Genomic DNA, 23689 nt, shown 5'->3' with positions numbered 1-23689 from the left:
GCCGAAGCACAATACTCTTGACCAGTTCCGCCGACGGGTCGGCCATGCCGATGTACGCACGCGACGAGCCGACCAAGTGTCGCCCCATCGATCGGTGGGCGGGTGGCGTCGGCTGGTTGGCGCATCCCCACGAGGACGGTCGGCGGGCGAGTCACGCAATCGGTGGCGACGACGGCGTGTGGCTCGTCGACCCGCTCGACGCACCGGGCGTGGACGACCTCATCGAATCGATCGGCGAAATCGTCGGTGTGGCCGTTCTGTCGGACTTTCATGCCCGAGATGCCGCCGTCTTCGCGGAGCGCTATGGCGTGTCGGTTCACGTCCCGCGGTGGCTGAACCGGGCCACGGCGCGCATCGACGCACCGATCGAGCAGTTCACCGACGAGATCGGAGATTCCGGCTTTCGGGTGCGGAACGCGCGGCCGTTCCCGGGCTGTCGAGAATCGATCGCGTACCACGAATCGAACGGGACGCTCTACGTCCCCGACGTGCTGAGCACCGAGCTTTCGGCGACCGTGGGCGACGAGCGCATCGCGCTGTTTCTCCCCGGACGGCTGTTTCCACCACGACACCTGTTCGGTGATCTCCGTCCGGAGCGAATTCTCCTCGGCCACGGAACCGGAATCTTCGACGACGCCACGGCGGCGCTCATAGAGACACTCGACGGCGCACGGCGACGATTTCCCCAGGCACTGGTCACGAGCGGCTGGACACAGCTCCGCGCCGGGATCGCGGCGCTCGGGGATTGACGACGACCACCCTACCCGCGGCGTTCGTCGAGGATCAGCCGGGTCTTGGTGCTCACGACGTCGTCGAGCTCGCGGGCCTGGGTGATCAGCGCGTTGACCGCGGCGGTATCGGCCGCGTCGACGACGAGCACCACGTCCTCCTCGCCCGAAACCTGCCAGACGAAATCCACCTCGGGCCACTCGGTCATCCGCTTCGAGACTGCCGAGGTGTCGACGTCGACCGCGACCCCGACTTCGATCATCGCCTTGATGTTACCCGTCCGGGTGGTCACGGTGAAGCGCTCGATGGTCCCATCGTCGACGAGCTGCTCGACGCGATTTCTGACCGTCCCCTCCGACGTTCCTACTTCCTCGGCGATCTCGGTGTACGGTGTCCGCGAATCGCGTCGGAGGACGTTCAGGATGCGGCGATCGAGGTCGTCCATTCGTGACCGTACCGATCGCCGGCACTTCACGATTACGAATATCGTAACCTTGTTTCGAACACAACGGTTATTAGGGGTGCGTCTGTACGCATATCGTAATGACGGATGCCTACGTGGCGATCGAGGGCGGCCACGTCCTGACCGGGCGTGCGCGCGCCCCGGGCACGGCCCGTGGCGAACTGGTTTTCACGACCGCCTACACCGGCTACGAGGAGAGTCTCACCGATCCCTCCTACGCCGAGCAGGTGCTCACCTTCTCGTACCCGCTGATCGGCAACTACGGCGTTCGGGACGAGCGGTTCGAATCCGATCAGGTCCAGCCCACGGCGGTCCTCGCGCGCGAACTCACCGACGACGTTGCCGAGTGGCTCGGAAGCGAAGAAATCCCCGCGATCGATCACCTCGACACCCGCGACGTGGTGACCGACGTCCGCGAGGAGGGCGCGATGGAGTGTGGGATCGCCGCCGGCCCCGACGCGACCCCCGAGGACGCACTCGCCGAGCTCGATCGGTGCAGGGGAATGAGCGAGCACACCGACATCGGCGCGACGGTCAGCGTCGACGAACCCGCGCGCTACGAGGGCGATGGAGCGTACGACGTCGCGCTGATCGACTGCGGCGCGAAGGGCTCGATCCGGTCGTCGCTCATGGAGCGTGGTGCGGACGTCACCGTGCTGCCGTACGACGCCACCCCCGAAGACGTTTCGAGGACTGATCCGGACCTCCTGTTCGTCTCGAACGGCCCCGGCGATCCCGAGAACTTCGAGGCCGCTCAGGCACTCGTGGAGGAGTTCGCGGGCGACCTCCCGCTCGCCGGGATCTGTCTCGGCCAGCAGATCGTCGCGGCGGCCCTCGGCGGTACCACCGAAAAGATGGCCTTCGGCCACCGCGGCGTGAACCAGCCGGTTCGTGACCTCGATTCGGGCCGTGTGGTGATGACGACCCAGAACCACGGCTACACCGTGACCGAGCCGGGCGAGCTCGACGTCACACAGATCAACGTCAACGACGACACGCCGGAAGGGCTCGCGAGCGACGCACTCGACGTCATCACCCGTCAGTACCACCCCGAGGCCAACCCCGGCCCACACGACTCGCTCGACTTCTTCGACGACGTGCTCGCGATGGCGGACGCCCAACGAGTCGCCCCGACTGCGGACTGAGCGTTTCACGTCCGGTTTTTACGACGGAGCCGTGTGGCGGTAGGTATATGCGTTCGGACTGGCAATATCTGCTGCATCAGTGACGCGGTTTCAACGCGGTTCACGGAGTACGCCCCACTGGGGCAGTTCACAATCATGGAGGACTCAGCGAAGTATCTGATTCACGCGGACGTCACCGCCGAGGGGGTGGTGGAGCGCAACGACGTTGTCGGCGCAGTCTTCGGCCAGACCGAAGGGCTGCTCGGCGACGACCTCGATCTCCGGACGCTTCAGGACGCCTCGAAGGTCGGCCGGATCGACGTGACGATCAACTCTCAAAACGGCCAGTCGTTCGGCCGGATCACCATCGCGAGCGGGCTCGACAAGGTCGAGACCGCGATCCTCGGCGCGTCGCTCGAAACCATCGACCGGATCGGGCCGTGTCGCTCGATCGTCGACGTCGACCGGATCGAGGACGTTCGGGCGGCCAGACGCCGCGAGGTGGTCGATCGAGCGAAGGCGCTGCTGGGCGCGTTCGAGGAGAGCACGATGAGCTCGGCGGAGCTCGTCGAGGCCGTCCGCGAGAGCGCACGCACCGGGGAGATCACCACCTACGAGGGGCTGCCGGCCGGCCCGCGGGTCGCCGACGCCGACGCGATCATCGTGGTTGAGGGGCGTGCGGACGTGCTCACCCTGCTCGGGTACGGCGTCAAAAACGCCATCGCGGTCGAGGGCACCAACGTCCCCGACGCGGTCGCCGCGCTCACCACGGAGCGCACGACGACCGCCTTCCTCGACGGCGACCGCGGGGGCGATCTGATCTTGAAGGAGCTCGATCAGGTCGGCAATGTCGACTACGTCGCGGTCGCGCCAACGGGAGAGAGCGTCGAGGACCTCGCGCGCGAGGCGGCGCTGTCGGCACTCCGCGAGAAGGTCGCCTACGATCTCGTTGCGGGCGCGAGCAGCCCGCGCGAGGCCGTCGCCGCCACCGACGGCAGTTTGCGGCCCGCGCCCGAGAGCGCCGAGCCCGCGCCGCCGGTCGAATCCGATGGTGCGGCCCGATCCAACGCCCTCGCTGGCCAGATCGAGACGTCGGTGGACGACGCTGCCGGCGATCCGGCGACCCAGTCGGTCGATTCGGCGGAGTCGCCCTCGACAGGACCAGATTCGACGGACGAAGGGGACGAAAGGGACGAACCCGGAGCACAGGCACCGACCGAGGGAGCCGAATCGGCCAGGAGCGACGCGAACGGCGAACCGACCGGCGACACGGACGAACCGGCGAGCGACGAACCAGCGGACGACGAGTCGGCCGACACCGAATCGGACGCCACATCCGAGCCCGAAACGCTCCAAGGGCACGTCAGAGCAGTCATCGACGATGGAACGGAGCGTGTTCGGCTGCTCGACACCGAGTTCGAGACGGTAGCCGAGGCCCCGGCGGCAGAGGCGTTCGATACCATCGCCGAGGCGACAGCGGTGCCGGCGAGCGTGGTGATCGACGGCGAACTCTCCCAGCGCGTACTCGACATCGCCGCCCAGCGCGGCGTCGAGCAGGTCGTCGCGCGTTCGGAGGGCGAGTTCGTCAAGAAACCCACCGGCGTTCGGGTGCGGACGCCGGCTCAGCTCCGGCCCGAATCCGACGGGGAGGCCGATTCGTCGTCGCCGTCCGGCAGATCGGCCTCGGACTGACGGACGAGCAGGAGGCCGTCGTCGCCGTCCGGCAGATCGGCCTCGGACTGACGGACGAGCAGGAGGCCGTCGTCGCCGTCGTAGTGGCCCGGCAACCGCTCGGCGACCGTGAAGCCGTGGCGCTCGTAGAACCGTTTCGCACGCCTCGCATCCGCACGGGTCGTGAGTCGGAGTTCGCTTCCACCCACGCGGTCGACGAGTGCACCGAGAAGCGCCGAGCCGTGGCCCGTTCCTCGGTGATCGGGCGCGACCGCGAGTTCGGCGAGGTAGGCTGGATCGCCCGTGATCGCGAGCGCGTAGCCCACCGGCGGCTGTCCGGCAACCAGCACCAACGGTGGGCCGTCGATTCCCGCATGCAGGAGATCGGGCCACGTCGAGTCGAGCGACACCGACTGAATGGCGAGCAGCGTCGTGAGATCGTCGCGGGTCGCCTCGCGGATTTCGATCATCCCGGAGCGAGGCCGATGCTCACGGCGAGCGCGGCACAGATCATCGCGGCCGCGAGCGTCGCGAGAAAGTTCACGGTCCGGTTGTCGAACTCCAGACTCCCGAGCGAGCCGCCGCCGGGCTCGGCTCCGGGAACGCCGCTCGTACCCGGGAGCAGACTGTCGAAGCGCTGGTTCTCGAACAGCGCCCCGAGGAGGCTGTCGACGATCATCCCCGCGACGCCCGCCGCAGCGATGATCGCCGCGCCCGCAGGTGTCACGTCGAAGACGAGGGCAGCGAGCCCGGCGACCAGCGCCGCGCCACCGAGTCCGGCGACCACACCCTGCCACGTCACGCCGCCATCGGTGCCGGGAGGGACGGGTTCGAGCGTCGTGATGAGCCTGGGGGTATCGTAGAGACCGCCGATCTCGCTCGACAGCGTGTCGGCCATCGCGGCGGCGATCGATCCCGCGAAGACGAACCGGAACAGTTCGCCGCCGACGGGGTGCAGCGGGGCCGCGGCGTAGCCGAGCACCGCAGCCAGCGCGACCGCGGCGTTCGCGAGCACGTTCCCGCTGCCGCGTGCGCCGCCGTCGTCCTCGGCGATGCCGCGCTGTCGTTTCCGGTCGTAGCGGAACTTGGTGGCGAGCCCGCCGCCCGCGAAGAAGGCGATGAGGAGGGCGAACCAGCCGAACCCGCCGAGCACGATCATCAGGAGGCCGGAGAGCACGCCCGTCACCATCCCCGGGATCGAGGCGGTGTCGAGCGCGTACGCGAGATAGCCGAACCCGGCGGTGACCGCGAGCGCGAGACCGATTCCGGTGGCGGGGACCGACGGTTCGAGGGCGGCCAGTAGCCAGAGCAGGAGTCCCATCGAGAACAGGACGAGGGGATCGTCGCGCTCGAACAGCACCGAGCGCACCAGCGCGCCGAGCAACGCCCCGCTGGCAGCGTAAAAGACCGCGAGCGCGGGCAGGGGCGCAGGAGCCGCGAGTCCGACAGCAAGCTGGCCCGCCGCGCCTGTGAGAGTTCCGCCGACCACGAACCCGACGACGCCCGCGATCGGTGTGCCCCGCCACTCCTGGGCCACCGCCTCGGCGAGGGTGCCACCCGAGAGGACGAGGACGCTCGCCACGAACACGAACGTCGGCATTTCGAACACCGAGGCGAACAGCGCGAGCCCCGCGATCGCGAGTGCGAAGCCCGCGAGCCCGTAGAGGGTGCGTTCCTGGCGATCGCCCGAGCGGGCGAACAGCTCGAACACCGGCCCGTCGTCGATCACGAAGGCCGCGAGGCCGGCGATCAGCACGAACGGGGCCGCGATCGCGGGCCCGAGGAAGGGCGCGGCGAGCGAGAGCGCGCCGACGAGTGCGAACGCGCCCGCCCGCCGGACGGTGGATGTCACTGCCCGTCGTTTCGCCGATGGCCACTTAACACTCCCGAAGCCCGGAACCGACAGGTGTGACGCGGCGAATCGCCGATTTCGCCGGGACGAGCCGTGAGTTTTAGGCGCACCCCGCGAGTAGTCGGGGTGTGGGACTTTACGACAGGTATCTCGCCGCCCGGGTCCGCCGGAACCCGGCCACGCTGCCCGAGCGGATCGCGGTGGTTATCGCCGAGCGCGACCTCCTGGAGGACGGTGCCTACCGCACCCTCGAGGACTGTTTCGCGTGGGCGTTCGAGTACGGGGCCGACCGCGTGATGGTGTACGTCAGCGTGCTCGACACCGGTGCCGTGCCCGCCATCCGGCAGGTCTTCGAGCGGTGTGACGCGCCGCGCGAGCTCGCGGTTCGGGGCCCCGACGACGCCGAGCGCGCCGACGCCCCCATTCAGGTCAGCATCGGTCTCGGTGGCAAACACGAGTTCGCGGCGGCGGTCCGCGGGGTCGCAACCCAGGTCGAGGCCGGGACGCTCGCGCCCGACGACGTCGACGGCGACGCGATCGAGGAGCGGCTGGTCTTTCCGACCGATCCCGACCTCGTGATCAAGACCGGCGCGGAGCGCCTCTCGGATTTCATGATCTGGCAGTCGGTGTATTCGGAGCTCCACTTCACCGACGTGAACTGGCGGGACTTCCGGAAGCGCGACTATCTGCGGGCGCTTCGGGACTATCAGAACCGACAGCGCCGGTACGGAAAGTGAGGCCGGAGAGCGGCCGCCGTGATGTCTCCAGGGCCGGAAGGCGAGCGGATTTCATGGCTCGACAAGAACTATGTGCCGTTGAAACGAACAGTCGGCTGTGGTGAACGTCACGACCGACCGCGACCGGGCGGACGGGTCCCGCCTCAATCTCGTCGGGAGGAGCGTCGGCGTGCTCGCGGCCCTCGCCGGACTGTTCGGTGCTGGCTATCTGCTCGTCACGTCCGCGATTCCATATCTGTTCGTAGACGGCACAACGCTCGCCGCCGAGAACGCACCGATAATCCTCTTTTGGTCGGTCGTCGTCGCCGCGCTCTCGCTCGGCGTTGGGTACTGGGCGTGGACCGAACGCGTGTGGCGCGTCTGGGGACTCGCGGTGGCAGCGTCGATGCTTTCGGTGCTCTCGCTGTTCAGCATCGGCAACGCAATCGTCCCGTTCGCGGTTTTGTCGGTGCTTGCCGCGACGCTGTTGACCGTCGAGCGTCGTGCGACGTGATGAACGCCCGCAGTGCGTCGCCAGTCAGTCGGCGGTCGCCGACTCGCCCTCGTCGCGGTCGACCCGTTCGAGTTCGCGACGCGGGAGATACTCGCGGAACCGATCGACGATGGCGCTCGCCTCGTCGAGCTCCGCACTGCCGACCGCCCGCACCAGCGCGAGCGCGCGCCGCGCACGGGTGCGCCGCCACGATTCCTCGCGGGACTCGTAGGTCCGGATCGCCCGCAGGAAGTCCTTTTTCGCGAACGCCGGCCAGTAGGGCGTGCAGAAAAAGACCGCTGCTTCGTTGCCGTTGGCGTGCCACGGCAGGAAGTTCGAGGTGCGCTCGTCACCACCAGTACGGATGATGAGGTCGACGTCGCGCGTCGGCCCCTCGTAGAGCCGACGATCGATCTCGTCGGCGCCGATCTCGTGTGGCGCGAGATCGCCTTCCTCGACCGCGCGAGCGGCGTCACGGGCCGCGCCGAGGAGTTCGGCGCGGCCTCCATAGGCGAGCGCGATGTTGAGGCGGAGCTGATCGTAGCCGCTGGTGCGGGTTTCGGCGTACTCGACGGCGTCGCGGAGGTGCTCGGGCAGTTGATCGGTCTCGCCGATGGCACGAATCGAGACTTCCCGATCGTGGACGCGCTCGGCTTCGGCGAACTCCCGGAGCTTCTCGTCGAGCAGTGCGAAGAGGCGTTCGTTCTCCTCAGGCGGGCGATCGAAGTTCTCGGTCGAGAAGGTGTAGAGGGTGAGCTCCTCGACGCCGACATCGGCACACCAATCGAGGACCTGTTCGGTGGTTTCCGCCCCCGCACGGTGGCCATCGGAGGCGTCCTTGCCACGCTCGTCGGCGTACCGTCGGTTGCCGTCCTGGATCACGGCGACGTGGGAGGGCGCGCCGTCGACCTCGCGTTCGAGCAGACGTTCGTACGTCCGATCGAGCAAGCGACGCGCACTGGAAGGCATTATGCTTCGCACTCGCGCGGGTGAAATGAGTCTTATGCCACGACATGCGGGCGCGAAAGGGTGGCATGGACGGCGAGGATTTGCGCAGGTTTTTATGTCCCCAGTGCCTCGGACCGAGTGCAATGGCGACAGGTACGGTCGACTTCTTCAACGACACGGGCGGTTACGGCTTCATCGACAGCGAGGACTCCGAGGAGGACGTCTTCTTCCACATGGAAGATATCGGCGGCCCCGACCTCGAAGAGGACCAAGAGGTCGAGTTCGATATCGTGCAGGCAGACAAGGGTCCGCGCGCGGAAAACCTCGAACGGCTGTAATCATGGCGAACGGCACAGTAGACTTCTTCAACGACACGGGCGGGTACGGTTTCATCGACAGCGACGACTCCGAGGAAGACGTGTTCTTCCACATGGAGGACATCGGCGGCCCCGATCTCGAAGAGGGCCAGGAGGTCGAGTTCGACATCGTGCAGGCGGACAAGGGTCCGCGCGCCGAGAACCTCGAACGGCTGTAACGGCGACCTTCGAACACAATATTTGCTCCCGGCGAGCGACAGCGTTGTTCAGTCGGTCGCCGGCGGTATCGACAGCATCTATACGTCCCGCCCGTGAGCCTCCGGTATGAGCGAATCCATCGACGATGACCTCTATCGGCGGGCGGCGGCGCTGCTCGAACCGGGCGAGATCGAACTCAACGGCGTCGTGGTCCACACCGAGTTTTCGAGCGCCGAGGAGAGCCTGCTCCACCAGGCCACGATCGAGATCGGCGAGACCATCGCGAGCCACGCCGACGCCGGCGACACCTACGTCCACTCGGGCACCGACGACCCCGAGTTCGGACTGAACCAACACCAGGGACTCACGATCGAGGGCGACGCGTTCGTCTGGGAGTGCCAGCAACTCCTCCGGGAGGGGACCCACGACGTGGTGTTTTACTACGAGGCGAGCGCCGACCACGCGGCGATCCTCGACGATCTCCGCGACGAAGGGTACACGGTGACTGGCGTCGAAGGCTGACGACGGACGATCGGGGGACGACGGCGACAGAGTTCGCGGTATCGAAGACCGGCCGAACGGGGTGTTTATCCCCGATGCGCACCGACAACGATCATGAACGAGGCGGACGTCGCAGTCGATCTCGATCGTCGCGATCGCGCGATTCTCAACGCCTTCCAGGGCGGGTTCCCGGTGGTCGAGCGGCCGTTCGAGCCCGCGGCCGCGGCCCTCCGCGAGCGTGACGTCGACTGCTCGGCCGACGAGTTGCTCGATCGGATACAACGACTCGACGAGGAGGGCACCCTCTCGCGGTTCGGTGCGCTGATCGACGCCGAGGCGATCGGCGGCACGGCGACCCTCGTGGCGATGCACGCACCCGAAGAACGATTCGAGGAGGTTGCCGAGCAGGTCAACGCCCACCGCGAGGTCGCGCACAACTACGAGCGCGAGCATCCCCATCTCAACATGTGGTTCGTCGTGAGCGTCGCCGACTCGGAGCGGGTCGACGAGGTGCTTGCCGAGATCGAGGCCGAGACCGGCCAGGAAACCTACAATCTCCCGAAGCAGCAGGAGTTCCGGGTCGAGGCGAAGTTCCTGCTCGACGGGCCGGTGGACGACGGCGACCTCGATCTATCGCATCTCGGGCCCGATGTCGATCCCGCGACCGACGACCGGCTCACGCCCGCCGAACGCGATCTCGTCGTCGAACTCCAGGGTGGGCTGCCGATCACCGAAACGCCGTACCGCGACGTCGCCGCAGCGATCGACGCGGACGTCGAGTGGGTGATCGAGACGATCACACGCTTCGAGCGCGGCGGGAAGATCCGGCGCGTGGGCGTCGTCCCGAACCACTACTCGTTGGGGTACACCGAGAACGGGATGACGGTCTGGAACGTCCCCGACGACCTCGTCGGCGAGGTCGGGCCAGCGATCGCCGACCTCGATTTCGTCACCCACTGCTACGAGCGCCCGCGCCACGAGGGCGTCTGGCCGTACAACTTCTTCGCGATGACTCACGGCCGCTCCGAGGCCGAGAGCGAACGGCGGGTTGCTGAGGTCACGGAGCGAATGACGGCGTTCTTCGACGTCAGCGACGACGACTGGGACACGCTGTTCTCGACGCGCATCCTGAAGAAGACGGGCATCCGGCTGGACGAACGCGCCGCAGCGAACACCGACGGCGAAGACGACGAATGAAGAACGTCCACCGCGATGACGGCGGAAGCCCTCGCGGGTACGCTCCCGGGACTCGTTGTCGTCCGAGAGAGCGAAGCTCTCTCGTGATGATGAAAGACGCTTCGCGTCCTTCGAACCACGCTCACTTCGTTCGCGCCTCGCTCCGCTCGCTCACTCCCTGCGGTGCTTACTTCGTCCGGGTTCGCGTAGCCCGCTCGCCCTTCCAGTCCACCAGGGACCGCCACCGCAGACCGCCACACCGACCGCACCGTAGACCGCGCCGTGCGCCACACCGCAACGGCACACCAGAGGTAGCGTCGTGATACCGCTACTCCACGATTTCACTGGAGCGACGGTGCTGGTGTTCGGTGGCGGGTCGGTCGGTGCGCGCAAGGCCCGCCGGTTCGCCCGCGAGGCGCAAGTCGTGGTCGTGAGCCCGTCGTTCGCTGGCGACGAGTTCGGCGGTGCGGAGCGGGTTCGGGCTGCCCCCGATCCCACAGTCGTCCCGGATTGGTTCGAACGGACCGACCCGGCGCTCGCGGTCGCGGCGACCGACGACGACGCGGTGAACGACGCCATCGCGAGCGCGGCAAACGAACGCGGCGTCCTCCTGAATCGTGCCGATCGAAGCAAGGGTGGAGATGCGGATGAATCGAACGGCGAGCCAACTGACGATGGGGACGGCGGGAGCGATAGGTATGCGAGGGAGGTCGTCGTGCCAGCGACGGTCCGGGACGATCCGGTGACGATGGCGGTCGCCACCGGTGGCCGGAGTCCAGCACTCAGCCGGTATCTCCGCGAGCGCTTCGAGGCGGAGTTCGCAGATGTGGGAGCGATGGCTGATCTCTCCGGACAGCTCCGCACGGAGCTCCGCGAGCGCGGCATCGGCCCCTCCCAGCGTCGGGCAGCCATCCGGGCGGTCGTCCGATCGGAACGGGTTTGGAAGGGTTTAGGTGATCCGGATCACAAAACAGAGACAGAGGCGGAATCAGTGATCAGCGACGTGCTCTCGTCGACGGGAAAGCAATGACCACGGCCACCGGTGTCATCTCCGGCGTCAGCGTCTCGCACCGGCGTGCGAACGTCGAAACGATCGAGGCCGCCGGCGTCCGTGACGAACGCGCGGCCGTCGAGGCGCTGCTCGACCGTGAGGACGTCTGCGAGGCGTTCGTCGTCGAGACGTGCAACCGGGTCGAAGCGTACGTCGTCACCGACGATCCCGATCGCGGGCGGGCGATCGTCGCGTCGGTCGTCGAGGACGTACCGGACGAAGCGGTGATCGATCTGGGCCACGAGGAGAGTCTGCGTCACCTCATGCGGGTCGCCTGCGGCCTCGAATCGATCGTGCTCGGCGAGGATCAGATCCTCGGCCAGCTCCGAGACGCCTACGCGACCGCCCGGACGGCCGGCGGGATCGGGCGGCTGTTCGAGACGGGGATCGAGAAAGCGCTCCACGTCGGCGAGCGCGCGCGGGCCGAAACCGCGATCAACGAGGGCGTGGTCTCGCTCGGCAGCGCCGCCGCCGAACTCGCCACGAACGAGGCGGAGCTCGCGAACGCGACCGCGCTCGTGGTCGGCGCGGGCGAGATGGGAACGCTCGTCGCTACCGCGCTCGCCGAGTCGGTCGACGAACTCCTGATCGCGAACCGGACGGCGGCGAACGCGGAGCACGTCGCCAGCACCGTCGATGTCGAGGCAACCGCGCTCACGCTCGACGGGGTAGCGGCGGCGGTCGACGCTGCCGATGTCGTGGTTTCGGCGACCGGCAGTCCCGATCCGGTCTTCGAGCGGACAATGTTCGAGGCGGTTGGCGAGACGCTCGTGGTCGATCTCGCCCAGCCGCGCGACGTGCCGCCCAGTGCTGGCAACCGGCCGGACGTGACAGTGTGTGACCTCGATGCGCTCGAATCCGTCACCGACGAGACCCACGAACGTCGCCGGGAGGCCGCGGCGCGGGTCGAGACGCTGATCGACGACGAGTTCGATCGGCTGCTCGCCCGTTACAAGCGCCAGCGTGCCGACGAGGTGATCGGGACGATGTACGCGGGTGCGGAACGCATGAAAGAGCGCGAACTCGCGCGCGCGGTTTCGAAGCTCGAAACCGACGGGCTGACCGACGACCAGCACGCCGTCGTCGAGTCGTTCGCGGACACGCTCGTGAACCAGCTGCTCGCCGCTCCCACCCGGAGCCTGCGCGACGCCGCCGAAGCCGACGACTGGTCGACGATCAACACCGCGCTCCAGCTGTTCGATCCCACGTTCGACGGCGACGAGCCTGCCGACGAGGACGAGCTGGCGGCCGACGAGCCGGCTTCCGAGATGGAACGTGCGTTCGCCGCAGCCGTCTACGACGAACTGGACGACTAAGCACCCACATTTTTACGGAGAGGGGGTGGTCCTCACGCGGCTTCGCCGCGCTGCGGGCACCCCTCCCCGCAAAACCTGGATTGAAAACACTCGCTCCCGACGATCGCTCGTTCACGGCGAGCCGCGCTCGCTTCGCTCGCACAGACGATTTTCTCCGCAGCCACACAGCACCGCCGGAGCCCTCAGTTACTCGCTACGCTCGTAGCTTCGTCTTTCATCCGTCAGGGACCACCGCCCCGCTACCGCCCCGCAGCCACGCGGCGCAGCTCCACAAAAATCACTCACGCGTAGCGAATCGCCATCCGGTCCATCGATCGTCGGTACATCTATCCGGACCGGCTCAGTATCAGCGAGCATGTCACAGAACGCTGACGTTCCGGAATGGGTCACGCTCACAGAGGGCGAGGAAGTCCGGTGGGATGGCCACCCCAGTCTCCGGTTGGTCCTGCCATCGATCGTGATCGGACTCGTGATCGCGATCGCCGGGATCGTGTTGACGGCCGTCGTTCTGACCGAGCCGCCGGTCCGGTGGCTCCCCCTCGTGGGGGTTCCGATCGGGCTCGTGATCGTCGCATGGGCGTACGTCTCCCAGCGGAGCACCCACTACATCATCACGAGCGAGGAGGTCTACCGCAAGACCGGGATCGTGAACCGCAACGTCGCCCAGGTCAGGCTCGATCGCGTACAAAATACGACCTACGACCAGTCGGTGCTCGAACGCCTGTTCTCGTACGGCCACATCACGATCTACACCGCCGGCTCGGACACCATGGATGTCTCTTTCAACGGCGTTTCCGATCCCCAGCAGGTCAATCAATCCCTGACGGAGGCGCTCGACGACATCGCTACCGGAGAGCGAGACGGACTCTGAGTCGAACGAACGCCGGATGAAGACGTCGTGTGAGTGAGACGTCCGTTAGTGGATCGTCGCGCCTCGCCCGACTCGCGTCGGGTACGCGCGCGCGTCGATCCCGCGCTCGGCGAACGCGTCGAGCATCACGCTCGCAATCTGCCGCCGGTCGTCCGCCTCGCACGCCGCGATCACACCCGGTCCCGCACCGCTGACGGTGACGCCCGTCGCGCCCGCTTCGAGCGCCGCAGTCCTGACCGCGTCGTACCCGTCGATCAGATCGGCGCGGGCGGGCGTCACCACCGGATCGTCCATCCCCGCGCCGACGAGTCCGGGATCACCGCGACACATTCCGACCGTGAGCGTCGCAGCCGCACCGACCGTCTCGACAAGCTCCTCCATCGTCGCCCTTTCAGGAACGACCCGGCGCGCATCACGGGTGGAGACCACGATCTCGGGCAGGCACGCCACGAGCGGGATCGTGGTGTCGACCTGCGAGACGCCCTCGCCCGCGGCGATCGTGAACCCACCGAGAATCGCGGGTGCGACGTTGTCGGCGTGGGGAGTTCCAGAAACGACCGCCTCGCCCTCGGCCGCGATCGGAACGAGTTCCTCGCGCGTGCGTCCGCGTGCGTAGAGTTCGTCGAGTGCGACCGCGGCGGCAGCAGCGCTCGCGGCCGACGACCCGAGCCCGGAAGCCGGCCGTACGCCCTTGTCGATCTCGATGTGCGCGGGCGCGTCGAGCGCCTCAGCGACCGCCCCGACGGTGTTCTTCTCGGGGTCCTCGGGGATGTACTGGCTCCCGGTGCCCGTGACCTCGATCGTCGTCCGGTCGGCCTTTTCGACCCGAACGACGTCCGCCGGGCGCTCCAGGGCGACGCCGAACACGTCGAACCCGCTGCCGAGGTTGGCGCTCGTCGCGGGGGCCCGGACGGTGAGCATGTCCGCGGATTGTGCGAGGGGGCGCAAAAGGATAGCGGACGCTGTCCTCTCCTGAGGATCGTTTGTCGTCAGCTCGCCACCCACACTACATTCGACGTACCGAGCGACGAACTACTCGACGGTGGATTCGATAGAAGTGCGCTGGCCGAGATTTGAACTCGGGTTGTGACCATGGCAAGGTCACGTGATACCACTACACTACCAGCGCCCTGCACTTGTTCATATTCCGGTGAGAGATAAAAACGTTCCGAACCCGCCCGACTGTGGCAGTACCCAACGCCGTACAGTCCCTCGAATCGCCTGTGAACGCCACACACCCCTCACGCGAAGCGTTGTCGTTTCGCTCCGCTCACGACAGGCTTCACGCTCGCTTCGCTCGCGATGAAACGCTACGTTTTTGTAACCCACTACGGTAGAAGCGCTACAGTCTAGTGGCACGGCACGAAAGCGTCACGGCATGACAGTCAGCCTGCTCGTGCCGTCGTCCCTTTGCCGGGAGGCCGCCGACAAGCGCGAGGCGACCCACAAGGTCGGTCTCGTTGCCCGCGCGGCCACCGTCTTCCGGATCGACCGCGTTACGGTCTTCCCGGATCCCGACGGCGACCGGCGATGGGGCGGCGGGTTCGTTTCCACGGTACTGCGGTACGCCGCGACCGCTCCGTACCTCCGAAAGGAGGCGTGGGGCACGCGGGACGAACTGGAGCAAGCGGGCGTCTTGCCACCGCTTCGCGCCGTCTCACGGACCGGCTCCGAATCGCAAGGTTCGGGGTCGTCAAGACAGGGAATCGTGACCGAGGTCGGCCCTGATGGACGCGTTCGGGTCAATTGCGGACTGCAACACCCGATCTCACTGGTCGATCCCACCGACGTGGGACTCGACGAGGGAGAGCGTGTGACCGTCAGGATCTCTTCGCGAGAGCCGGTCCGCGCGCGGATCGTCGACGAGCCCGCACCCGGGTTCGCCGTCGAGCGCGCGGACCTCTCGGCAGCGCTCGGCCGTGAGGACGCCGGGCTCCGGATCGCCACGTCGCGCCACGGTGAGGCGCTCACGACGGATCGACTCGGAGTGCTGGCCGGACGGGTCGAAGACGGCATGACCGTCGCCTTCGGCGCGCCCGAGAGAGGGCTGCCGGCGATGCTTGGCATCGACACCGGGTCGGTGGCGAGTGGCAGCGAGACCGACGAGCCTGCGGGGTTCGATCGCTGGCTCGACACGGTTCCGAACCAGGGCAGCGAGGTCGTGCGCACCGAAGAAGCGGTGTTCGCCACCCTCGCCTGTCTCACCCTACCGCGATAGCAGGAGGAGAAAACACATGGTACAACCAAGCAGACCACGCAAGGGCTCGTTGGGATACGGCCCGCGACAACGCGCGTCGAGCGAAGTCCCGCGCTTCGGCTCGTGGCCCGAGGCTGACGGCCAGCCCGGGCTTCAGGGCTTTGCCGGCTACAAGGCCGGAATGAGCCACGTCGTGATGATCGACGACGCGGCCAACTCCCCGCGCGAAGGCATGGAACAGACAGTACCCGTGACGGTGGTCGAGACGCCGCCGATGCGGGCGGTCGCGCTCCGGGCGTACGAAGACACGCCCTACGGGCTCCGACCGTTGACCGAGACGTGGACCGACGAGTTCCACGCGGATCTCGACCGCGCGCTCGACGTCCCCGATGGCGAGGCCGACCCGGATGCGTTCCGGGAGGCCATCAGTGAGGCCGATATCGGCGACGTCCGCGCGATCACCCACACGGTGCCGGGCGAGATGGTGAACATTCCGAAGAAAAAGCCGGACGTGATGGAGACCCGGATCGGCGGCGGCTCACTCGACGATCGAGTCGAGTTCGGGCTCGAACTCATCACCGGTGGCGGCGAACACAATCTGACCGAGGTGTTCCGCCCCGGTGAGTACATGGACGCCGCTGGCGTCACCAAGGGCAAGGGCACCCAGGGCCCCGTCAAGCGCTGGGGCGTCCAGAAACGCAAAGGCAAACACTTCCGCCAGGGCTACAAGCGCCGGATCGGCAACCTCGGCCCGTGGAACCCCTCGCGGGTTCGCTCGACGGTCCCCCAGCAGGGCCAGACGGGCTACCACCAGCGCACCGAGCTCAACAAACGCCTCGTCGATTCGGGCGACGGCGACGAGCCCTCCGTCGACGGCGGGTTCGTCAACTACGGCGAGATCGACGGGCCGTACGCGCTCGTGAAGGGATCGCTCCCCGGTCCGGACCAGCGACTGCTCCGGTTCCGGCCGGCGGTCAGACCCGGCGACCAGCCGCGCCTCGATCCCGAGGTCCGGTACGTTTCGACGGCATCGAACCAGGGGCAAGGATAAATGAACGCAACAGTCTACGACACCGACGGCGGCGAGGCGGGCGAGGTCGACCTCCCCGCGATCTTCGAGACGCCGTACCGGCCCGACCTGATCGGCGATGCGGTGCGCGCCGCACAGGCGAACCGCACCCAGGCGACCGGTGCCGACGACTACGCCGGGATGCGGACGCCCGCCGAGTCACAGGGCAGCGGTCGCGGTATGGCCCACGTTCCCCGATCGAACGGCCAGGGCCGCCGCGTCCCCCAGACCGTGGGCGGCCGGAAGGCCCACCCGCCGAAAGAGGAGAAGGACAGCTCGAAGCAGATCAACACGAAAGAGCGAAAGCTCGCCACTCAGAGCGCGATCGCCGCGACCACCGACGCAGAGCGGGTGGCCGACCGCGGCCACCAGTTCGAAGACCGCGATCTCCCGCTCGTGGTGAGCGACGAGTTCGAGGATCTCGTGAAGACCCAGGAGGTCGTCTCGCTGCTCGAAGCGCTCGGCGTCCACGACGACATCGAGCGCGCCGAGGACAAGACGATCCGCGCGGGACGCGGGACGACGCGTGGCCGGAAGTACAAGCGGGCGTCGTCGATCCTGTTCGTCACGAGCGACGAGCCCTCGCGCGCGGCGCGAAATCTTGCGGGAGCGGACGTCGCCACCGCACGAGAGGTCAATACTGAAGATCTCGCGCCGGGCGCACAGGGCGGCCGGCTGACGATCTGGACCGAGAGCGCCATCGAGGAGGTGGCGGACCGATGAGCTCGATCCGCTACCCCCACGTCACCGAGAAGGCGATGAACGAGATGGACTATCGAAATAAGCTCCAGTTCATGGTCTCGCTCGACGCGACGAAACCCGAGATCGCCGAGGAGATCGAGGAGCGTTTCGACGTCTCGATCGTCGACGTCACCACGCAGGTGACGCCGAACGGCGAGAAGAAAGCCACCGTCAAACTCAGCGAGGACGACGACGCGGACGAAGTCGCCTCGCGAATCGGGGTGTTCTGAACATGGGACGACGCATTCAGGGACAGCGCCGGGGCCGGGGCGGACCGACGTTCCGCGCGCCATCCCACCGATACAAGGCCGACCTGTCGCATCAATCGACCGAAGAGGGCGATCTGATCACGGGCACGGTCGTCGACATCGAGCACGACCCCGCCCGGAGCGCGCCCGTGGCGGCGGTCGAGTTCGACGACGGCGATCAGCGCCTCGTGCTCGCGCCGGAAGGCATCGGCGTGGGCGAGGAAATGCAGGTCGGCGTCTCGGCCGAGATCAAACCGGGCAACACGCTCCCACTCGCCGAGATTCCGGAGGGTGTGCCGGTGTGTAACGTCGAGAGCCAGCCGGGCGACGGCGGAAAGTTCGCCCGCGCGTCGGGCGTGAACGCCCAGCTCATCACCCACGACCGCCGCACGGCGGTCGTCGAACTGCCGAGCGACGAGGTGAAACGCCTCGATCCGCAGTGTCGCGCCACGATCGGCGTGGTCGCGGGCGGTGGCCGTACTGAAAAACCGTTCGTGAAGGCGGGCAACAAGCATCACAAGATGCGTTCGCGCGGGAGCAAGTACCCGCGAGTGCGCGGCGTCGCGATGAACGCCGTCGACCACCCGTTCGGTGGCGGCGGTCGCCAGCATCCCGGCCAGCCGAAAAGCGTCTCGCGTGACGCGCCGCCCGGCCGGAAGGTCGGCGACATCGCCAGCAAGCGGACCGGGAGGAAGTGACACATGAGTTCGGACTACAGAACCGGTCGCGAGGGCGAGTTCACCTACCGCGGCCACACAGTTGAGGAGCTACAGGAGATGGACCGAGAAGCGGTCGCGGAGCTGCTACCCGCACGCCTGCGCCGCACCATCGAGCGCGGCCTCTCGGTCGAACAGGAACAGCTGATCGAGGAGGCCGCCGAAAGCGGCACCGAGGAGACCGCGAACGATCCGATCAGGACGCACCTGCGCGACATGCCGGTGCTGCCCGCGTTCGTCAACAAGACGTTCGCGGTTCATAATGGCCAAGAGTTCGAGCGAGTCCGTGTCGAGCCCGAGATGCTCGGCCATTACCTGGGCGAGTTCCAGCTCACCCGGACCTCGGTCGAGCACGGCCAGGCGGGGATCGGCGCGACACGCTCCTCGAAGTTCGTGCCGCTCAAATGATGGAGGCATAACACATGGGAATCAGCTACAGCGTGGACGCGGACCCCGAGCGAACGGCGAAAGCCATGCTCCGGGAGCGCCACATGAGCCACAAGCACAGCAAGGAGATCGCCCGGGAGCTGAAGGGCCGCACCGTCGCCGACGCACGCACGTACCTCGAAGCCGTGATCGCCGGCGATCGGTCGGTCCCCTTCCGCTCGCACAACACGGGCGTGGGCCATCGCAGCGACATCGACGGCTGGGACGCCGGTCGCTACCCCGAGAAGGCCTCGAAGGCCTTTCTCGATCTGCTCGAAAACGTCGGCGCGAACGCCGAACACCAGGGGTTCGAGCCCGATCCGATGACGATCAAACACGTCGCCGCCCACAAGATCGGCGAGGTGCAGGGCCGACAGCCCCGGGCGATGGGCCGCGCGAGCGCGTGGAACACGCCCGAGGTCGACGTCGAACTGATCGTCGAGGAACCCGACGAGGACGAGGAGGGTGAGAACTGATGGGCTCCGAGCAGACGTTCATCGAGGACGGGATGCAGCGGACCCAGATCGACGAGTTCTTCGGCGACGAGCTGGAGCGCGCTGGCTACGGCGGGATGGATCTCGCCAAGACCCCGATGGGGACCCAGATCGTGCTGCGGGCCGAGAAGCCCGGCATGGTGATCGGGAAGGGTGGGAAGAACATCCGGAAGATCACGACCCAGCTCGAAGAGCGCTTCGACCTCGACGACCCACAGATCGACGTTCAGGAGGTCGACGAACCCGACCTCAACGCCCAGATCGTCGCGGATCGACTGGGCAACGCTCTCGAACGTGGCTGGTACTTCCGGAAGGCGGGCCACACCACGATCGATCGGATCATGGACGCGGGCGCACGCGGTGCGGAGATCACCCTCAACGGGAAGGTGACCGGTGCACGCTCGCGTAACGAGAAGTTCAACCGGGGCTACATCAAGCACAACGGCGAACCGGCCCAGAGCATCGTCGACCGCGGCGACGGTGTCGCGGTGATGAAGCTCGGGACGATCGGCGTCACAGTCAGAATCATCCCGCCGGACGCGGAGCTGCCCGACGACTTCCGCATCCAGGAGGACGTCGACACCAGCGTGCTCGAACCCGAAGAGGTCGAGGGCGACGACGTCGAGGAACTCCTCAGCGGCGAGGGCGAGGCCGACGAGCCCGTTGCCGGTCCCGACGAGTCCGAGAGCGACGAGGACTTCGAGGTGACCGAAACGCCCCCTGAAGGTGACGCGGAAGCCACTGGGGCCGAGGAGATCATCGAAGAGGAGATCGAGTCCGAGCAGGGTTCGGCCGAAACCTCACCAGAGGAGCCCGCCGAAGCGGGCGAGGACATCGACGAGGAGCTCTCCGAGGAGACCGACGCCGCGGCCGAGGCGATCATCGACGAGATGGACGACGCCGAGGCCGGTGGAGACCTCACCGTCATCGACGGCGTTGGCGACGCGAAGGCCGACGCACTCGTCGAGGCCGGCTTCGAGTCGGTCGCGGACGTGCGCGCGGCGAGCGAGGACGACCTCGCCGAGGCCGAAGGCGTCGGCCCGGCGTTCGCCGAGCGCATCAAGGCGGGCGCAGAGGAGTTCGACGGAGGTGACGCCTGATGGCGATCCTCCACGCCGCGGAGATGCGCGACATGACGCCCGCCGAGCGCGAGGCCGAGCTCGAAGAGCTCGAGACCGAGCTGCTCAACACACGGGCTGTGCAGGCAGCCGGCGGTGCGCCAGAGAACCCCGGCCGGATCGGGGAGCTCCGGCGGACCATCGCGCGACTCAAGACGATCAGAAACGAGGAAGGCGACGACGAGAGCGAGGAGGACGCCTGATGGCGCTCACTCCCGCAACGCTCGCGCGACACGAACTCTGTGGCCTGCACACGCGGGTCGCAGCGGCCGACAACGCCACTCTCACGGGTATCGAGGGACGGGTCGTGCGCGAGACGAAAAACACGCTGTCGGTCGAAACGGCGGCGACCGCGGGTGGAGCCACGGCCGCGAAACAGGTACCGAAGGCGGGCGCGACCTTCGAGTTCGCGCTCGGCGGCGAGTCGGTCGCCCCAGCGGACGTCACCCCGGCCGACCCCGAAGCAGCCGAGACCGTCCACGTGACGGTCGAGGGCGAGCGGCTGGTCGCGACACCGGCCCGCCGCACCGAACGGAGCAGTGATTCGACATGGCGCTAGGATTGAACGTCGACGAACCCGAGACGACCTGCGACGACCCGAACTGTCCGTTCCACGGCACGGTTTCGGTGCGTGGCGGGACGGTCGACGGGATGGTCGCCTCGACGGAGATGCATAGATCGGTGATCGTCGAACGCGAGTACGACGTCACCGTACCGAAGTACGATCGGAAGATGAAGCGGCGCTCGCGCACTCCCGCGCACGCGCCCGACTGTCTCGACCTCTCGGTGGGCGACGCGGTCCGGATCGCCGAGACCCGGCCGCTCTCGAAGACCAAGGCCCACGTCGTCGTCGGCACGCTCGACACGACCCGGGACCTCGGCGCGAGCAGTCTCTCCGGCCCCTCCGATCCCGATTCGGAGGTCGCCCTCGACGAGATCGAGGCGTCGACCGGAGAATCCGGAGGTGACGCCTGATGGAAGCCCTCGCCGCCGACGTCACGCAGGGCCTCGAAAAGGGCTCGCTCGTGACGTGTGCGGACAACACGGGCGCGCGCGAGCTGAGGGTCATCAGCGTGTCGGGCTACTCCGGCACGAAAAATCGCCACCCGAAGGCGGGTCTCGGCGACAAGGTGTCGGTCTCGGTGACCAAAGGCACCCCCGAGATGCGCCGTCAGGTGCTCGAAGCCGTGATCGTCCGCCAGCGAAAGCCGATCCGACGACCAGACGGCACCCGCGTGAAGTTCGAAGACAACGCCGCGGTGGTCGTCGACGAGAACGAGGACCCCCGGGGGACCGAACTCCGCGGGCCCGTCGCACGCGAAGTCGCCGAGCGGTTCGGCTCGATCGCGAGCGCGGCCACGATGATCGTTTAGGAGTACGAACGCATGAGCAAACAACCACACAAACAACGGACACGAACGGAGCGCGCGCCGCTCCACGAGAAGCATCGCCAGGTCCGTGCGACGCTCGACGACGACCTCCGCGAGGAGTACGACCGGCGGAACGCCCGGGTCAACGAGGGCGACACCGTCGAGGTCCTGCGCGGCGATTTCGCCGGCGAGGAGGCCGACGTCGTGGCTGTCGACCTGAAGGACGCGACCGTCCACGTCGAGGACGTCGTCACCGAGACCGCAGACGGCGAGGAGGTCGCCCGACCGCTCGACGCGAGCAACCTTCGGATCACCGACCTCGATCTGGAGGACGACCGGCGCGAGGAGCGCCTGGAGGCCGACGATGAGTAAGCACCAGAAGCGACTTTCCGTGCCGAACTCGTGGCCCGTCGAGCGCAAGACCGAGACGTTCACCGTGAAGGCGGGCGCGGGCCCGCACGGCGAGAGCGGGGTTCCGCTGCTCGTCGTTCTGCGGGACGTGCTCGGCTACGTCGACTCCCGGAAAGAGGCGCGCTACGCGCTGAATCAGGGCTCGGTGCTCGTCAACGGCGACACGCTCGACGACGAGGAACGTCCGATCGGGATGTTCGACATCCTCGAGTTCGTCGAGCGAAACGAGCATTACCGAGTGTTCCCCGACGAGGGCGGTCGGCTCGCGCTGACGACGATCGACGCCGACGACGCGGACTCGAAACTCGGCAAGATCGAGGGCAAACAGCAGGTGCCCGGCGGCGCGACACAGCTCGCGCTCCACGACGGCCGCACCCTCGAGATCGACGACGCGAGCGAGTACGCCGGCAGCGACTCGATCGTGGTCGACGAGGACGACGAGATCCTCGCGCACTTCCCCTACGAGGAGGGTGCGCTGGTGACCGCAGTCGAGGGTCGTCACGCCGGCGAGATCGGCGAGATCGACGACATCCAGGTCACGCCTGGCAGCTCCTCGAACAACGTCACCATCACCCAGGACGACGGCGGGTTCGAGACGGTCGCTGAGTACGTGGTCGTCATCGACGAGAACTTCGTCGACGAGGACGACGACGACACCGTCACGGCCGCCGGCGAGGACACCGACGCCACCGACGACCCCACCGAGGACGCGGACGATGGGGCAGAGGCGGAAGACGACGGGACCGACGCCGACGACGGAGGTGACGACGAGTGAGCGAAGCCGCGGAGTTCCACGCGATGCGCGAACCCGTGGTCGAGAAGATCGTCGTCCACATGGGCGTCGGTGAGGGTGGTCGCGAGCTCGCGAACGCCGAAGAGATCTTGGAGGCCGTCACCGGCCAGGAAAGCGTCCGGACGCGCGCCAAGGCGACCGAGCCCGAGTTCGACATCCGCGAGGGCGATCCGATCGGCGCGAAGGTCACGCTGCGTGGCGAGGACGCCGAGACGTTCCTCGCCACCGCGCTCGACCTCGCCGATATCTCGCGCACCCAGTTCGACGAGACCGGCAACGTGAGCTTCGGGGTCGCCGAGCACACCGAGTTCCCCGACCAGGAGTACGATCCGAGCATCGGGATCTACGGGCTCGACGTCACGGTCAACCTCAACCGGCCCGGCGCACGGGTGAAACGACGGAACAAGGCCACACGCCAGCTGCCGAGCCGTCACCGGCTCGACGTCGAGGACGCGATCACGTTCCTCGAAAACGAATTCGACGTGGAGGTACAATGAGCGAGAGCGAAACCGACACCGGCGAACACGCGACGAAGCGAACAGGCCAGATCGAGGACTGCCAGCGCTGCGGGCGCAAGCAGGGCCTCGTCGGGAAGTACGACATCTGGCTCTGCCGACAGTGCTTCCGCGAGATCGCGCGCGGCATAGGGTTAAATCGACAGATCGGAAGAGCGTCGTGTA

General features: G+C 67.4%; 33 protein-coding genes and 1 tRNA gene. 28 read left to right on the top strand and 6 right to left on the bottom strand.

Annotation, left to right across the window (positions count from 1 at the left end; genetic code table 11):
• Nucleotides 1-44 precede the first annotated feature (44 nt).
• Nucleotides 45-749, top strand: a complete 705-nt coding sequence (locus tag C450_RS17445) for a hypothetical protein (protein ID WP_005045642.1) — start codon at nt 45-47, stop codon at nt 747-749.
• Nucleotides 750-760: 11 nt separating this feature from the next.
• Here C450_RS17445 and C450_RS17440 read toward each other — a convergent pair whose 3' ends face one another.
• Entirely contained in the window at nt 761-1174 is a 414-nt protein-coding gene (locus C450_RS17440) for an Lrp/AsnC family transcriptional regulator (protein WP_005045641.1), read from the bottom strand.
• A 98-nt stretch (nt 1175-1272) separates the two neighbouring features.
• On the opposite strand from C450_RS17440, the gene carA reads away from it, so the two are divergent.
• Both carA and dnaG read left to right on the top strand, forming a co-directional pair.
• Nucleotides 1273-2337, top strand: coding sequence for a glutamine-hydrolyzing carbamoyl-phosphate synthase small subunit (gene carA, locus C450_RS17435; protein WP_005045640.1), 1065 nt, complete (start codon nt 1273-1275; stop codon nt 2335-2337).
• 135 nt (nt 2338-2472) lie between these two features.
• The gene (gene dnaG, locus C450_RS17430; RefSeq protein WP_005045639.1) at nt 2473-4008 is read left to right on the top strand and encodes a DNA primase DnaG; all 1536 of its coding nucleotides are present in this window, start codon (nt 2473-2475) and stop codon (nt 4006-4008) included.
• Here the strand turns inward: dnaG and C450_RS17425 are convergent.
• Complete coding sequence (locus C450_RS17425) at nt 3939-4457, bottom strand: GNAT family N-acetyltransferase (protein ID WP_005045638.1); 519 nt, start codon at nt 4455-4457, stop codon at nt 3939-3941. The two genes, dnaG and C450_RS17425, sit on opposite strands and share 70 nt — an antisense overlap.
• Complete coding sequence (locus C450_RS17420) at nt 4454-5839, bottom strand: DUF92 domain-containing protein (RefSeq protein ID WP_005045637.1); 1386 nt, start codon at nt 5837-5839, stop codon at nt 4454-4456. The genes C450_RS17425 and C450_RS17420 overlap by 4 nt, the downstream gene beginning before the upstream one ends.
• A 128-nt stretch (nt 5840-5967) precedes the next feature.
• Here C450_RS17420 and C450_RS17415 point away from each other — a divergent pair, with 128 nt between their 5' ends.
• Both C450_RS17415 and C450_RS17410 read left to right on the top strand, forming a co-directional pair.
• Nucleotides 5968-6576, top strand: a complete 609-nt coding sequence (locus tag C450_RS17415) for an undecaprenyl diphosphate synthase family protein (RefSeq protein WP_005045636.1) — start codon at nt 5968-5970, stop codon at nt 6574-6576.
• A 97-nt stretch (nt 6577-6673) separates the two neighbouring features.
• Nucleotides 6674-7069 (top strand): hypothetical protein, encoded by a 396-nt coding sequence (locus C450_RS17410; RefSeq protein ID WP_005045635.1) that lies wholly within the window; start codon nt 6674-6676, stop codon nt 7067-7069.
• 24 nt (nt 7070-7093) lie between these two features.
• Here C450_RS17410 and uppS read toward each other — a convergent pair whose 3' ends face one another.
• On the bottom strand, nt 7094-8017 hold the full coding sequence (gene uppS, locus C450_RS17405; RefSeq protein WP_049910378.1) for a polyprenyl diphosphate synthase: 924 nt from the start codon (nt 8015-8017) through the stop codon (nt 7094-7096).
• A 122-nt stretch (nt 8018-8139) separates the two neighbouring features.
• Here uppS and C450_RS17400 point away from each other — a divergent pair, with 122 nt between their 5' ends.
• The 7 genes from C450_RS17400 to C450_RS17370 all read left to right on the top strand — a co-directional run bounded on the left by C450_RS17400 (nt 8140) and on the right by C450_RS17370 (nt 13426).
• Nucleotides 8140-8334 carry a cold-shock protein gene (locus C450_RS17400; protein WP_005045631.1) on the top strand — a complete coding sequence of 65 codons (195 nt, stop codon included), beginning with the start codon at nt 8140-8142 and terminating at the stop codon, nt 8332-8334.
• A 2-nt stretch (nt 8335-8336) separates the two neighbouring features.
• Nucleotides 8337-8531 carry a cold-shock protein gene (locus C450_RS17395; protein ID WP_005045629.1) on the top strand — a complete coding sequence of 65 codons (195 nt, stop codon included), beginning with the start codon at nt 8337-8339 and terminating at the stop codon, nt 8529-8531.
• A gap of 106 nt (nt 8532-8637) precedes the next feature.
• Complete coding sequence (locus C450_RS17390) at nt 8638-9033, top strand: DUF5778 family protein (protein ID WP_005045628.1); 396 nt, start codon at nt 8638-8640, stop codon at nt 9031-9033.
• A gap of 93 nt (nt 9034-9126) precedes the next feature.
• Nucleotides 9127-10209, top strand: a complete 1083-nt coding sequence (gene ahbB, locus C450_RS17385; protein ID WP_005045627.1) for a siroheme decarboxylase subunit beta — start codon at nt 9127-9129, stop codon at nt 10207-10209.
• Between the two features lie 298 nt (nt 10210-10507).
• Nucleotides 10508-11218, top strand: coding sequence for a precorrin-2 dehydrogenase/sirohydrochlorin ferrochelatase family protein (locus C450_RS17380; protein WP_005045625.1), 711 nt, complete (start codon nt 10508-10510; stop codon nt 11216-11218).
• Nucleotides 11215-12555 carry a glutamyl-tRNA reductase gene (hemA, locus tag C450_RS17375; RefSeq protein ID WP_005045624.1) on the top strand — a complete coding sequence of 447 codons (1341 nt, stop codon included), beginning with the start codon at nt 11215-11217 and terminating at the stop codon, nt 12553-12555. The genes C450_RS17380 and hemA overlap by 4 nt, the downstream gene beginning before the upstream one ends.
• A 355-nt stretch (nt 12556-12910) precedes the next feature.
• Nucleotides 12911-13426 (top strand): PH domain-containing protein, encoded by a 516-nt coding sequence (locus C450_RS17370; RefSeq protein ID WP_005045622.1) that lies wholly within the window; start codon nt 12911-12913, stop codon nt 13424-13426.
• 45 nt (nt 13427-13471) lie between these two features.
• Here C450_RS17370 and C450_RS17365 read toward each other — a convergent pair whose 3' ends face one another.
• The gene (locus C450_RS17365) at nt 13472-14347 is read right to left on the bottom strand and encodes a homoserine kinase (protein WP_005045621.1); all 876 of its coding nucleotides are present in this window, start codon (nt 14345-14347) and stop codon (nt 13472-13474) included.
• Nucleotides 14348-14484: 137 nt separating this feature from the next.
• A tRNA-Gly gene (locus C450_RS17360) sits at nt 14485-14555 on the bottom strand.
• Nucleotides 14556-14804: 249 nt separating this feature from the next.
• Between C450_RS17360 and C450_RS17355 the strand changes: the two genes are divergently transcribed.
• The 16 genes from C450_RS17355 to C450_RS23735 form a co-directional block, all read left to right on the top strand.
• Complete coding sequence (locus C450_RS17355; RefSeq protein ID WP_005045620.1) at nt 14805-15644, top strand: putative RNA uridine N3 methyltransferase; 840 nt, start codon at nt 14805-14807, stop codon at nt 15642-15644.
• A gap of 16 nt (nt 15645-15660) precedes the next feature.
• Nucleotides 15661-16674 carry a 50S ribosomal protein L3 gene (locus C450_RS17350; RefSeq protein WP_005045619.1) on the top strand — a complete coding sequence of 338 codons (1014 nt, stop codon included), beginning with the start codon at nt 15661-15663 and terminating at the stop codon, nt 16672-16674.
• On the top strand, nt 16675-17415 hold the full coding sequence (gene rpl4p, locus C450_RS17345) for a 50S ribosomal protein L4 (RefSeq protein WP_005045618.1): 741 nt from the start codon (nt 16675-16677) through the stop codon (nt 17413-17415).
• Nucleotides 17412-17663, top strand: coding sequence for a 50S ribosomal protein L23 (locus C450_RS17340; protein ID WP_005045617.1), 252 nt, complete (start codon nt 17412-17414; stop codon nt 17661-17663). The genes rpl4p and C450_RS17340 overlap by 4 nt, the downstream gene beginning before the upstream one ends.
• Nucleotides 17664-17665: 2 nt before the next feature.
• Nucleotides 17666-18379 carry a 50S ribosomal protein L2 gene (locus C450_RS17335; protein WP_005045616.1) on the top strand — a complete coding sequence of 238 codons (714 nt, stop codon included), beginning with the start codon at nt 17666-17668 and terminating at the stop codon, nt 18377-18379.
• A gap of 3 nt (nt 18380-18382) precedes the next feature.
• Nucleotides 18383-18805 (top strand): 30S ribosomal protein S19, encoded by a 423-nt coding sequence (locus tag C450_RS17330; RefSeq protein ID WP_005045615.1) that lies wholly within the window; start codon nt 18383-18385, stop codon nt 18803-18805.
• 14 nt (nt 18806-18819) lie between these two features.
• The gene (locus C450_RS17325) at nt 18820-19299 is read left to right on the top strand and encodes a 50S ribosomal protein L22 (RefSeq protein WP_005045614.1); all 480 of its coding nucleotides are present in this window, start codon (nt 18820-18822) and stop codon (nt 19297-19299) included.
• On the top strand, nt 19299-20417 hold the full coding sequence (locus C450_RS17320; RefSeq protein ID WP_005045612.1) for a 30S ribosomal protein S3: 1119 nt from the start codon (nt 19299-19301) through the stop codon (nt 20415-20417). The genes C450_RS17325 and C450_RS17320 overlap by 1 nt, the downstream gene beginning before the upstream one ends.
• The gene (gene rpmC / locus C450_RS17315) at nt 20417-20638 is read left to right on the top strand and encodes a 50S ribosomal protein L29 (protein ID WP_005045611.1); all 222 of its coding nucleotides are present in this window, start codon (nt 20417-20419) and stop codon (nt 20636-20638) included. The genes C450_RS17320 and rpmC overlap by 1 nt, the downstream gene beginning before the upstream one ends.
• Nucleotides 20638-20994 carry a ribonuclease P protein component 1 gene (locus C450_RS17310; protein WP_005045610.1) on the top strand — a complete coding sequence of 119 codons (357 nt, stop codon included), beginning with the start codon at nt 20638-20640 and terminating at the stop codon, nt 20992-20994. The genes rpmC and C450_RS17310 overlap by 1 nt, the downstream gene beginning before the upstream one ends.
• Nucleotides 20985-21410 (top strand): 30S ribosomal protein S17, encoded by a 426-nt coding sequence (locus tag C450_RS17305; protein WP_005045609.1) that lies wholly within the window; start codon nt 20985-20987, stop codon nt 21408-21410. The genes C450_RS17310 and C450_RS17305 overlap by 10 nt, the downstream gene beginning before the upstream one ends.
• On the top strand, nt 21410-21808 hold the full coding sequence (locus tag C450_RS17300; RefSeq protein WP_005045608.1) for a 50S ribosomal protein L14: 399 nt from the start codon (nt 21410-21412) through the stop codon (nt 21806-21808). The genes C450_RS17305 and C450_RS17300 overlap by 1 nt, the downstream gene beginning before the upstream one ends.
• A 12-nt stretch (nt 21809-21820) precedes the next feature.
• Nucleotides 21821-22177: a 50S ribosomal protein L24 gene (gene rplX / locus C450_RS17295; RefSeq protein ID WP_005045607.1), complete on the top strand. Its 357-nt coding sequence runs from the start codon at nt 21821-21823 to the stop codon at nt 22175-22177.
• On the top strand, nt 22170-22991 hold the full coding sequence (locus tag C450_RS17290; RefSeq protein ID WP_049910374.1) for a 30S ribosomal protein S4e: 822 nt from the start codon (nt 22170-22172) through the stop codon (nt 22989-22991). Before rplX ends, C450_RS17290 begins: the two co-directional genes overlap by 8 nt.
• Nucleotides 22988-23506, top strand: coding sequence for a 50S ribosomal protein L5 (locus C450_RS17285; RefSeq protein WP_005045605.1), 519 nt, complete (start codon nt 22988-22990; stop codon nt 23504-23506). Before C450_RS17290 ends, C450_RS17285 begins: the two co-directional genes overlap by 4 nt.
• Nucleotides 23503-23689: 30S ribosomal protein S14 (locus C450_RS23735; protein ID WP_005045604.1), on the top strand; the 187-nt coding region annotated here is incomplete at its 3' end. The genes C450_RS17285 and C450_RS23735, both read left to right, overlap by 4 nt.

Source organism: Halococcus salifodinae DSM 8989 (assembly GCF_000336935.1).
Classification (GTDB): domain Archaea; phylum Halobacteriota; class Halobacteria; order Halobacteriales; family Halococcaceae; genus Halococcus; species Halococcus salifodinae.
Note: the sequence above shows the minus strand (reverse complement) of the source record. Positions and strands in the feature narration are given on the sequence as shown.